This is a genomic window from Chitinophaga sp. CC14, from assembly GCF_048957795.1.
Lineage (GTDB): Bacteria > Bacteroidota > Bacteroidia > Chitinophagales > Chitinophagaceae > Chitinophaga > Chitinophaga ginsengisegetis.
The window spans coordinates 356416-369135 of record NZ_JARBFY010000005.1 but is presented as its reverse complement, the minus strand read 5'-3'; the positions used below and the strand labels follow the sequence as shown (position 1 = coordinate 369135).

Here is a 12720-nt window from a genome sequence, read left to right as displayed (position 1 = left end):
CATGCGATTGTCCATAGAGCGGAAGAGTACAAAAATTTATCCTGACCTGAAGAGGGTAGTAGCCAGGTTTTTTTTCAACGGAGAGGCCCGGGCCAAGTCTATCATTCAACTGGTAGCAGCAATGAACGACGCTGAGGTGGAGCTAACGGTCATGCCTATACTAAGAGAGTTTTCCCGGCGTCACCGGAACATCACAAGGATATTTGAACGACATGCAGACCGGCTGAGACACCTGTTTCCCGGTTTGCAGATCGACTACGAAGGACTCTCGCTCAAACGTAAATTGCTCACCGGTTCTTATTTCACCAACGAATACTCCATCGAATCAGCCGCGTTCTTCAATCCTTCCCTCGTGGAAGATGTGGACCAGAGCGGGCTGGAAGAAGGACAAAAGCGCGTGATCATGAGCTTCCGCGCAGTAGGGGAAGGACACGTATCTTCCATTGCCTTCAGATCCGGTATCATTGATAAGAACAATGAAATTTCCCTGATAGCACCCGGTAATTATGTAGATGAAGCGGAGATTATCCGCAATTCTATGTACCATAAACAAACGTTTTTTCAGAATGCGGCATCCATCCGGCTGCCGGATTCTGTAATGCGCGAAATACAAAACTCCCTGCCGGACCAGTTTGAGTACCTCGTGCTTAAAAAGGTGATCCGGGAAATGCAACAACGGTTCCAGGTAGATCATCTCCTTAAAAAAGGACTGGAAAGGGTACTATGGCTGGCAGATTCCTACTATGAGCTGAACTTCTCACTGGATACCGACCTGTCTGACCGCGTAATTTTTCCTTATTCAGATGCTGAAAGCAGGGGCATTGAAGATGCCCGTTTTGTAAAATATACCAGCGAAAACGGAAATGTTACCTATTATGCCACTTACACGGCCTATGATGGGATTACGATCCAGCCTAAGCTGCTGCAAACAAAAGACTTCTATAACTTCAAGATCATGCCGCTCTACGGAGAAGGCGCACAGAATAAAAACCTGGCGCTTTTCCCCCGTAAGATCAACGGTAAATATGCGATGATCTCCCGCATTGATGGCATCAACGGGTATATTATGTACTCCGATAAAATCAATATATGGGAAAACCCGCAGATCCTTCATGTGCCCAAGTATGCCTGGGAGTTTGTACAGGTGGGCAACTGCGGCTCGCCCATTGAAACGCCGGACGGCTGGCTGGTGATCACCCATGGCGTAGGTCCTATGCGTACCTATTGCATCGGCGCCAGCCTGCTGGACCTGGAAAATCCTGAAAAGGAAATAGGCCGCTTACGCGAGCCCCTGCTCATGCCCAACAAGGACGAAAGGGAAGGATATGTGCCTAATGTATTGTACTCCTGCGGATCTATTATCCACAACGATGAACTGATCATTCCTTACGGCCTGTCGGATTATGCCTCCGGCTTCGCCACCGTCAACCTGGAAAAACTGCTGACGCAGATCAAGGAAGACGGCGTGTAGCCCGGCTTTTTACAATTGGTTATATACTGCGATATACTTCTCCGTCATTGTTTCCGCGCTGAAATTATTTTTTGCGTGCAGGTGGCAATCCTGCCGGTTGATCAGCGAAAGATCTTCCACACAGGCAGCGGCTTCGTGTAAATTATTTACAAGGAAACCCGTTTTACGGTCATTGATCAGCTCCGGCATGGAGCCGCGGTTATAAGCGATAACGGGCGTGCCGCAAAGCATGGCCTCCGCCACACTCAGGCCAAAAGGTTCTTCAAAATAGATAGGATGCAACAGTGCGCTGGCTTCGCCCAGCAGCATGCTGCGTTCCTCTCCGCCTACCGCGCCAATGTAAATGATTTGTTCATCATCTATATAAGGCTTTACTTTCTCATTAAAATAGGCTTCATCCTGTATGATCCCGGCTATAATCAGCTTGCGGCGGGAGTGCAGGGCTATCTGCACCGCATCATGGGTGCCTTTGTCAGGATGGATCCGGCCATAATATAAGAGGTAGTTTTCAGGCGTGGGCTCAAAGGCAAAATCTTCCGTGCGGATACCATTATACACAGTGGCCGCGTAATTCAGCGACGCATGGCGGTCGGAATTACTGATAGACACATATCTCCCTATATCGTTATACCGCTGGTACACCGGTATTATTTTGTGAGAAGAAAACCCGTGAATAGTTGTTACCACAGGCGTTTTGATCAGCCGGGAGTAGGTGAGGGGAAGGAAATCGAAGTGGTTATGGATGATATCAAAGTCCCTGGCCTGCTCCATCAGATAACTAATATGCATACACTCGTTTACTTTGGCGTCTGCCTCCCGGTCTTCTTCATACCCTTTGGCGCAAATGGCCGCCAGGATACCTGAAGTGAGCGAATCGGCCGTAGCAAAAAGGGTTACGTCCATTCCTTTGGCTACCAGTCCTTCTGCCAGATTGGAAGCCATCTGTTCCCAGGGGCCATAGTGCCTTGGAGGTGTACGCCAGGCTATTGGTGCCAGTATTGCAATCTTCATAATGGTATATTTTTCCAACAGCACCGCTGTAAGGCGTCTGTTGTTTGCAACATAGCTGTCAAAACAAGCGCCAAAGAAACCGGTGTACCGGAATGATTGCCGGTCAACCAATAATCTGATCAACCAATTGACTAATTACCTAACTTCGTACATTCAAAAATTTCGATGTGTTGGCACTGCATCGTTTTGTAATTGGTAATTTGTAATTCGAAACTCAATATGCCCGAATATATTCCTTATGGGAAAACTGGTTATTTTAACCAGCTGGTAACAGATTTTTTAGCAGAACGTCCGCAGATCAGACCATTTTACACCTATTCTCCTGTACATCCGGATTTTGCCGCCGCGATAGCCGCCCGTCAACATTTTGATACACCAAGAACCGCACTGGTAGCCGCACTGGAACAGCAATACACTACCCTGGAACCCGTAAAGGCAGTACAGGACAATATTACCGCCCTGTTGCAGCCCAATACCTTTACGGTGTGCACCGCGCATCAGCCGAACATTTTTACCGGCTACCTCTACTTCGCTTATAAGATCCTGCAAACCATTAAGCTTTGCCATGAACTGAAACAGCAATACCCGCAACATAATTTTGTACCGGTTTATTATATGGGCAGTGAAGATGCCGACCTCGAAGAACTGGGCAGCATCTACCTGGAAGGGAAAACCCTCACCTGGAACACGGATCAGCAGGGAGCTGTAGGACGTATGAAGCCGGAAGGACTGGAAGCGCTGATCGGTGAAGTGAAGAAAGGACTGGGTTATGCGCCTCACAGCGACGAACTGATAGATCTGCTGCAAAAGGCTTACCTGGAGCACGCGAATATCCAGGAAGCCACGCTGTACCTGGTGCATGCGTTATTCGGCCGCTTCGGACTGGTAGTACTGGTACCGGACAACGCCGCATTAAAACGTTTATACCTTCCCGTTATAAAGGATGAATTGTTTAACCAGGCGTCACATGCTATTGTAAGTGATACATTGGAGCAGCTGGGCGAACATTATAAAGTACAGGCCAATCCACGGGAAATAAATCTTTTTTATTTACAGGATGGCTCGCGCGAGCGTATTGTTCAGGACGGCGATCAGTGGAAAGTATTACACACGTCGTTGACTTTCAACGCCGCTTCCCTGGAAGCAGCATTGGAAGCACATCCTGAAAATTTCAGTCCCAATGTTATTTTACGGGGAATGTTCCAGGAAACCATCCTGCCGAATATCGCATTTATTGGCGGTGGCGGTGAAATTGCCTACTGGCTGGAATTGAAAGGACTTTTTGCGCATTACAAAGTGCCTTTCCCTGTTTTGCTGCTGCGTAATTCCCTGTTGCTGACCGATGAACTTTCACAACAGCGGATCCATAAGCTGGGACTCACTACCACTGATCTTTTCAAGGGAACAGAAGATATTGTAAACGATTATGTGAAGCGGCACACCAATGCGTCGCTGGTATTGAAAGATGAATATGCTGCCATTGAGCAGTTGTTTGATGCGCTGGAAGAAAAAGCCCGCAGCATTGATGTAACACTGATTGCTACCACAGCCTCTGAAAGAAAGAAAGCGCTGAAGTCGATTGGTAAGCTGGAACATAAGTTCCTGCGTGCCGAGAAGAAAAAATTCGCGTGGCAAACAGATCAGATCCGTCAGATTAAAAATAAATTATTCCCTGCGGGTTCTTTACAGGAACGTAAGGAGAACTTCATGCCCTGGTATGCCCAGGAAGGTCCTGCCTTCTTTGACAGGGTGCTGGCTGCGCTTACGCCGGTTACCGACCAGTTTACCATTTTAGGGGAGTGATCGCCTTCGGCGATGGGGAAATTGTCTTGGAGCAGGATTACGCTGATTATACTGATTAGCTGGATTTTAACTTTTTGATTTTAAATAATAATTAAGGGAGATAAAAGCAGATATCTGCTTTTATCTCCCTTAATCCTTTATAAAAACCTAAAAAAACAAAATCAAATTAATCAGTATAATCAGCGTAATCCTGCTCCAAGACAATTTCATCGCCGAAGGCGATCTCCTACGCGCTCTGCGCTAACGCTTTACTCATATCTTTTACGAGCGACAGGATCGCCACGAGCTGATCGTGCACCTGCTTGGTTTCCAGCATCTCATCGCGGGTTGCCGTAGGCCCTTTGCCTTCATTGATTTCCTGCTGACGAAGATGCACCAGGCTTTCCAGGTGGGCATCCAGCCGTTCAAAGGCATGTACCTGCGGAGAAGGCTGGGCGCTGCTGCTGGTGGCCGGATCTGTGAGCAGGGTGAGCTGGTCCATATAATGGAGGAGATAATCCGTGATTTCGCGGTATTCCGGGCGTGGAAACTGCACCCCGTGATGCATGTTGTAAGCCGCCAGGGTGGCGGTGTGCGAGGTGAGCGTATGATTCAGCACCACGAAATGATACACTTCGGAAGCGTTTTTCTGTTTGCTTTTTGGCTCCGACAACATGCGCTGGAAGGCCGACATCATATTAGCGGCGGCCACATAAGTATCTTTCCTGGCCAGTTTGAAATCCGTAACGGCTACCTTTTCATTGGAATAGGGGCGCATTACCAGCTCAAAATATTTCCGGTTGGCTTCCATCATCTTTTTCATGTAATCCGGGAGGAAGTTATGCTCCCAGGTAGGCCACAGCAGCATGTTGGCAAAGAAGGCGATGCCTCCGCCGATAAAGGTATCCAGCACCCGCTGCGCTACATTGTAGAGGTCTGAAGGATGAAGGAAGTGCAGCAGGAAGATGATAAACGGCGTTACAAAAAATACGCTGACGGTATACTGGAAGCTCATAAAGCTATAGGCGCCCAGGATGCAGATCAGCATCACAATAAAGATCACCGTATCGTTATGTGTGAGGTACAGCAGGCCTGCGGCAAACAGGGCGCCGGTAACGGTACCGATTAAACGTTGTATGCTGCGCGATTTTGTGAGCCCGAAGCCCGGTTTCAGGATCACTACTATGGTTAAGAGGATCCAGTATACCCGGTCGAGGTGAAGTGCGATGCCCAGCCCGTAACCCAATACGGTAGCCAGGCTCACGCGGATGGCGTGCCGGAAGATATGTGATTTGAAAGTGAGGTTGTCCCGGAACGTTTCAAAGTCATATTTCTGGCGGGTAGTGAACTTCGACAGCTCCAGTTTTGGATCTATGGATTCGTCTTTCAGTCTTTCCAGGCGGGTGAGCCGGTGCAGGTTATAAATGCGCTGGGCCATGTCCTGCAGGTTTTGCAGGATGTTGCTCAGTGGGATGGTGCGGGTTCTTTCTTTGAGGGTAGGCAGTTTCATGGTAATGTCGGCAATGGCCTGTTTTACCTTTTCCATCTCAAACTTCAGGTTTGTTTTTGGCAGGGAGCGCTGACCTGCTGCCACGGCCATTCCTATGTTCTTCAGTTCCTGGGTGAATTCAAGGATGAGGGCATGGAATTTCTCCAGGATCGCCAGGTCTTTAAAATCGGCCTGCAGGGCGTTGTAGTCGGTTTGAGAGGCCATGATCTGTTCCTGGAGGTCTACCATATCCAGGAAAATGAGTACCATGCTTTTATTGAGACTGGTGGTGCCCTGTTGAGCCGACCGTCTTTTCAGCAGCAGTTCGCGTACATTTTCCTGTTTTTCATTGACGATCACCTGCTGGTCCAGCACGGCTTTATAATTCTCGCTTACATTTACCCCGGGAGTATAGAAGTTGGCCCTTACTTCGAGGTAGCGGGCGGTTTGCAGGATACAGTCGCCCAGTGCCTGCTGTACGTTGAGGTAAGGGCGGATCTGCCAGAGGATAAGCGCCAGCACCGCGTACCAGATGCTGCCCAGCAACACCATAGAGGAATGCAGGAGCGTAAGCTTCGGGGTAAGCTGGGTTTCCCCGAGGATAGACACTACTACCAGCAGGCAGCCGGTACCAATGTTACCGCCGCGGTTACCATATACCAGCAGCATGGCAAACATAAAACAGCATACCGCTATCCAGATGGCCATCGGGATTACGTAAGGGATCAGCAGACCTGTGCCCAGTGCAGAAAAAAAGATCAGGATGGTGCTGATGATCAGGCCATTCCGCTTATGTACAATGGTGCCGGGTACGTCGCTGAGGGCGGTACACAGGGCGCCCATCGACATAGCGATGCCCAGGTCCAGCATACCAAAGTATGCGCACACCAGTGAAGGTACTACCACGCTGATGGTGGTACGCATACCGTTGCTGAAATGATAACTGTAAAGGAAATTTTTTATGTTATTGATCTGCTGTTCTGTACGCAAACGTAAATAGGTTTTTGATGGCGCAAAGATAGCGGATTACGCGGATTTTGTCTTTCCCGGGATTACGCCGATTAAGCTGATTACATCTTTTTTATTTTTCTGAAGATGAATATATTATTTTTAACTTTAATTTAATACCTGGCTCAGAAAATATCATCACATGAATCAGTTTAATCAGCGTAATCCCGGGAAAGACAAAATCCGCGTAATTTTCTAACAGCGAATTAAATTCTAATTGTTCTTTTTACTATATTTATAACCAGTCTTTTAGACTTTAGTTGCGTGCTGCGGACAGAGGCAAATGACCGGTAATTGTGTATAAATAATTACTGTATATTATTGCATCTCACTTAAATTACTTTTTGATTCGGGTAAAATTATATCTTTGACGCCTTAAAAAACCTCGGAGTACGACGTGCGCTTAAAAACACTAGAAATTAAAGGCTTTAAAAGTTTTGCAGATAAAACCGTTTTGCAGTTTGATGAGGGCATCACTGGGGTGATTGGGCCAAACGGTTGCGGCAAAAGTAATATCATCGACTCCATCCGCTGGGTAATCGGCGAGCACAAGATCAGTAACCTCCGGTCTGATAACCAGGCTGGACTTGTGTTTAACGGTTCTAAAAGCCGCTCTGCAAGCGGTATGGCGGAGGTTAGTCTAACTTTTGAAAACACCAAGAACGTACTACCCACCGAGTTCACTACGGTGACGATTACACGCAAATTTTATAAAAACGGCGACAGCGAGTACCGCCTTAACGATGTGGCCTGCCGCCTGAAAGATATCCATAACCTGTTCATGGACACGGGCGTAAGTACCGATTCCTATGCCATCATCGAACTGGGAATGGTGGACGATATCATCAAAGACAAGGAAAACAGCCGTCGCCGTATGCTGGAACAGGCGGCAGGCATCTCCATATATAAAACCCGCAAAAAAGAAGCTAAGTCCAAACTGGACGCCACAGAAGGAGACCTGAACCGTATTGAGGACCTGTTGTTTGAAATCAATAACAACCTCAAAACACTGGAAAGCCAGGCCCGTAAGGCAGAACGCTTCTACGAAGTAAAAAAAGAATACCGCGAAATCAGTATAGAACTCGCTAAAGCCGCACTGGAAGGCTTTAACGTGACCTTTAAGGAATTGTCGGACACCCAGCAAAACGAAAGCGACCGCAAACTGGCGCTGGAAACCGAGATCCTCACCGCAGAAGCGGCCGTGGAACAGGATAAACTACACTTTGTAGCAAAAGAAAGGGAACTGCAAACCATGCAGAAATCCTTTAATGAGCTGGTATCCACTATCCGCACCAAAGAAAATGATAAGAACCTTGCCACGCAGCAACTGACATATCTGCGCGAGCGGGAAAAAAATATCAGCGACTTCCTCAACAATGCGGAAGGACAACTGCAGGGACTTACCACTTCCATTGAATTTACCGAGAAACAAGTGGAAGAAGAAGGGGAAGTGTTTGAAACAATGGCAGACGAACTGGACACCCTCCGCGATATGGTAGAGGAAAAGAAAGAACGCTTCCATCAGAAGAAACAAGCCCTCGAAACCCTGCGTAACGACCAGCAACGCTGGCAACGTCAGCAATTTGAGGCCGAAAAGAAAGTAGCCGTTGCTGATACTTCCGTCATGAACCTGCAACGCAGCATGCAGCAGCTCCAGGAAGAAAAGACCAGCCGTCAGCAGCAGATCGCCCAACTGGAAACAGAAAAGGAAGCACTGCAGCAAACACTGACCGGCAGCAAAACGGAACTGGAAAACATGGTCCGTTTCCAGGAAGAAACCAAAAGTAAAATACTCGCCACCCAGTCCGATATAGAAGGACTGCGTGATAAACTGGTAGATGAGAATCGTACCCTCGATTCCAAAAAGAACGAATTCGACCTGCTCAAATCACTGGTCGACAGCCTGGAAGGCTACCCGGAGAGTATCAAATTCCTCAAAAAGAATCCCGACTGGAACAATAACGCCCCCATCCTGAGTGATATATTTTTCTGTAAAGAAGAATACCGCACCTGCGTGGAAAATCTGCTGGAGCCTTACCTGAGCTACTATGTAGTAAACAACGTACAGGAAGCGGTACAGGCCATCCAGTTGCTTGATAACAACAAAAAAGGGAAAGCCAATTTCTTTATCCTCGATCAGTTCCGCACTGATTACAGTTCGCTGCTGGCGCCGGCAGGCACCATTCCTGCGCTGGAAGTAGTGGAAATTGAAGAGAAGTACAAGGGCCTGGGACAACACTTGTTGGGTAAAGTATTTATCGGTGAAGATCTTACCCGCCTGGAATTCAGCCAGGTGGCAGATGAAAGGATGCTGCTGGTGGAAAAATCCGGCCGCATGCATCGCGGTAAATACAATATCAGCGGAGGTTCTGTAGGATTGTTTGAAGGTAAGAAGCTGGGAAGGGCCAAGAACCTGGAAAAGCTGGAAACCGAGATCAAAGACCTCGAAGGAGTAGTGGGCCGCCTGAAAGTAGCGCTGCAAAGCAAACACGACGAAGTATTAGGCTACAACAGCCAGTTAAATGAAAATAATATCAATGCTGCGCGGGAAAGGGTAAACCAGTTGAGCAATCAGCTGTTTGGCTTACAGAACAGGATTGAAAACTTCCACCACCTCATTGAAGCCGGTGATAAACGCCTCGAAGAAATGCAGCAATCCCTGGAAACCAACCAGGAAAGCATTTCCGGCGTGAAAGACGAATTGGAAAGCCTGAACGAAAGGGTCACCGAATTGCAGGACAGCATCGCGGACGCCGACAGGATGGCCCAGGAAGCAGAGCAGCAGTTCAATATGGCTACAGTGCAGTTCAATAACCAAAACCTGCAACATACCCGTCAGCAAAGTAAAGTACAGGCCCTCAAACAGGAACTGGAATTTAAACGCAAACAACTGGCAGACCTGCATGTGCAGATTACCAGCAACAAATCGCAACTGGAAGACGCCGTGGCCAACATTGCCGGCGCCGTGGATAAACTGAGCCACGCGGACGACGGACTCGTGGAACTGTTCCGCCAGCGCGAAGAAGAAGAAAAAGCACTTAACGAAAAAGACCAGGAATACTATAACTTCCGTAACCACCTCCAGGAACTGGAAACCACGCTGAGAACAAAACAGCGTGCCAAACAGGAACTGGAACAGCAACTGAATACCATCAAGGATAAAGTAAATGAACTGCGACTGCAACTGGCTTCCATGAAGGAAAGGCTCAGCGTGGAGTTTAAAGTGAACCTCGATGAAATTATTGATGAGCAACGCAGCTCAGAGTTGTCGGTGGATGAATTAACGGGTAGTGCAGAGCGACTGAAAAAGCGCATGGAGAACATGGGGGAAATTAACCCTACCGCCATTGAAGCCTACCAGGAAATGAAGAAACGGTACGAGTTTATCCTGGAACAGAAAACGGACCTGGTAAATGCGAAAGATTCCCTGCTGGCTACTATCCAGGAGGTGGAGTCTACCGCCAACCAGAAATTCCTGGATACCTTTAACCAGGTGAAGGAAAACTTTATCCGCGTATTTAAAGCTTTGTTTACAGAAGAAGATCAGTGCGATATGATCCTGAGCGATCCCGAAAACCTGGCGGATACCGGTATTGAAATCATTGCAAAGCCAAAAGGGAAGCGCCCGGCAGCGATTACGCAGTTATCCGGCGGTGAAAAAACACTGACGGCTACCGCATTGCTGTTTGCCATTTACCTGATTAAGCCGGCGCCGTTCTGTATCCTGGATGAGGTGGATGCGCCATTGGATGATGCCAATGTGGGTAAGTTTACCAACATGATCCGCAAGTTTTCGGATAATTCACAATTTATTATTGTAACACATAACAAGCAAACGATGGCTGCTGTAGACGTGATCTACGGCGTAACCATGCAGGAACCGGGTGTAAGCAAGCTCGTTCCGGTTGATTTCAGGAGTTTGAACTAGCCAGTTGGTTTGGTTGTTGTAAAGAGAGTTCATTACTTTTATTCTTGATTCTAAAAAAATAAAAAAACGTAAACACTATGGGCGCATGGGGCACCAGGAATTTTGAAAATGATGGATCACAGGATTGGATTTTTGACCTGATTGATAATAAAGACGGTGGTTTGGTGGCTGACACGTTAGCGCGTGTTATCAACAACATCGAAACACTGGAAATTTCGGATTGCGAAGAGGCGTTGGCCGCTGCGGAACTGGTGGCAGCATTGGTGGCACGCCCAAGCGAAGATTTCCCGGAAGATCCGTTGGATCAGCTGGATGTGCTGAACCTTATTGGTACACGCGCACTCAGAAACCAGGCAATCGCTGCTGTAAATAAAATTGTAGCAGCTTCCGAAATGAAGAATTATTGGGAAGATGCAGGTCAGGGCGAAGCATGGGCCGCTGTACAGGCAGGTCTCATCAAACGTTTGGAATAACTAACAGCAGGCATACCGGAACCTTTGTTTTCCGGGAGAACTGTTTTCCACTATATTATTGAAGCAGCGGATTGCAAAGCAGGTGTTACTCCTGATTGCTGTCCGCTGTTTTGTTATGGGCGTAAACTAACCGGTTCGCAGCAATTATTGTTGCAGGCCCCTGCCAGTTGTAGCGAAGGGCCTGCGTAAAAATGTAAAGAGGCTGCGCAAAAAAAAAGGCCGATCCGCAGATCAGCCCTTTGAAATATCTTTCGTTATCTATCTCCCTAAATTAAAATACCCGCAATAGAGGCCGACATGTAAGACGCCAGCGTTCCACACAACAGCGCTTTCAGGCCCAATTTAGCCAGATCCGCCCTTCTGTCGGGTGCCAGTTCACCGATACCGCCGATCTGCATGCCTACGCTGCTGAAATTGGCAAAACCCGCAATGGCAATCGTAACAATGGCAATCCCTTTGGCACTTAGCACGGGTACTGTTTTATCAGTAAGACTTTTGAACGCCACAAATTCGTTGATGGTAAGTTTTTGGCCAAGCAGGGTAGCTACGTTCTGTACATCTCCCTGTGGCACGCCCATTGCCCAGGCCATTGGCATAAACACCTTTCCAAAGATCCAGTCGAGGCTGAGATCAAACTTAGGGTTGAAGATATGACCGATATGAATGAGGCCCCAGTCGATCAGCGCAATGAAAGCAATAAACCCGATCAGCATGGCTATCACGTTCATGGCTATCTTAAAACCATCGCCGGCGCCATGTGAAATAGCGTCGATCACGTTGGTATAATTACTCTTTACTTCCATTTTAACGCGGCCCATCGTTACGCTTTCCTCTGTTTCCGGGAAAACGATCTTGGATATTACGAGTGCGCCCGGTGCGGCCATCAGGCTGGCGGTGATCAGGAAGGGCGCAATATGCAAACCTGCCTGTAATCCCATGTTCACATACACCACCAGGATACCGCCGGCAATACAAGCCAGGCTTCCACTCATGGAGGCGAGGATTTCACTTTTGGTCATGCTTGATAAGTAAGGACGGATCATCACCTGCGCTTCTACCTGTCCTACGAAGGCGCTGGCCACATTGCTCAATGCTTCTGCGCCGCTTACACGCATCACATAATTCATGGCGCGGGCAATCACCGCTACCACACGCTGCATGATGCCATAATGATATAAAACCGCTACCAGCACACACACCAGGATGATGGTGGCCGTAACGTTAAAAGCAAATACAAAACCACCGGCAGCATAATCCTTGATCCCGGTGCCATCGGGCTGCGATACGCCAATACCGCCATACACAAAGGCTGCACCTTTACGGGCAAAGGCTTCCAGCTTTCCCATTGCATCACCTACCCGCTGGAAGAACCAGGTAATAGGGGGCACCTTAAATACCAGAAAGCCGATTAGTACCTGTAAGCCAATACCACTGAACACCAGCCTGTAGTTGATCTTACTTCTGTTGTTGGAGAATAGAAAGGCGATACCCAAAATAAGTACAATGCCTATGATGCCCTGAAAGCGTTCCATAAATGCAAATAAATCGTAAAATGTAT

The 12720-nt window shown here is 47.9% G+C and carries 7 protein-coding genes; 4 read left to right on the top strand and 3 right to left on the bottom strand.

The window, feature by feature from the left end:
* Position 1: 1 nt before the first annotated feature.
* The gene (locus tag PV783_RS21090) at positions 2 to 1471 is read left to right on the top strand and encodes a glycoside hydrolase family 130 protein (protein WP_420989454.1); all 1470 of its coding nucleotides are present in this window, start codon (positions 2 to 4) and stop codon (positions 1469 to 1471) included.
* A 9-nt stretch (positions 1472 to 1480) separates the two neighbouring features.
* Here PV783_RS21090 and PV783_RS21085 read toward each other — a convergent pair whose 3' ends face one another.
* A complete protein-coding gene (locus tag PV783_RS21085) occupies positions 1481 to 2482 on the bottom strand; it encodes a glycosyltransferase family 4 protein (RefSeq protein ID WP_079473118.1) in 1002 nt (333 codons plus the stop codon).
* Between the two features lie 219 nt (positions 2483 to 2701).
* Between PV783_RS21085 and bshC the strand changes: the two genes are divergently transcribed.
* Positions 2702 to 4285, top strand: a complete 1584-nt coding sequence (gene bshC / locus PV783_RS21080; RefSeq protein ID WP_420989453.1) for a bacillithiol biosynthesis cysteine-adding enzyme BshC — start codon at positions 2702 to 2704, stop codon at positions 4283 to 4285.
* A 226-nt stretch (positions 4286 to 4511) separates the two neighbouring features.
* Here the strand turns inward: bshC and PV783_RS21075 are convergent, their stop codons facing one another.
* The gene (locus PV783_RS21075; protein ID WP_420989452.1) at positions 4512 to 6743 is read right to left on the bottom strand and encodes an FUSC family membrane protein; all 2232 of its coding nucleotides are present in this window, start codon (positions 6741 to 6743) and stop codon (positions 4512 to 4514) included.
* Between the two features lie 415 nt (positions 6744 to 7158).
* On the opposite strand from PV783_RS21075, the gene smc reads away from it, so the two are divergent.
* Both smc and PV783_RS21065 read left to right on the top strand, forming a co-directional pair.
* Positions 7159 to 10689 (top strand): chromosome segregation protein SMC, encoded by a 3531-nt coding sequence (smc, locus tag PV783_RS21070; RefSeq protein WP_420989451.1) that lies wholly within the window; start codon positions 7159 to 7161, stop codon positions 10687 to 10689.
* Positions 10690 to 10766: 77 nt separating this feature from the next.
* On the top strand, positions 10767 to 11162 hold the full coding sequence (locus tag PV783_RS21065) for a DUF4259 domain-containing protein (protein WP_079472833.1): 396 nt from the start codon (positions 10767 to 10769) through the stop codon (positions 11160 to 11162).
* 266 nt (positions 11163 to 11428) lie between these two features.
* On the opposite strand, the gene PV783_RS21060 is transcribed toward PV783_RS21065, so the two are convergent.
* Positions 11429 to 12694, bottom strand: coding sequence for a NupC/NupG family nucleoside CNT transporter (locus PV783_RS21060; RefSeq protein ID WP_079473119.1), 1266 nt, complete (start codon positions 12692 to 12694; stop codon positions 11429 to 11431).
* Positions 12695 to 12720 lie beyond the last annotated feature (26 nt).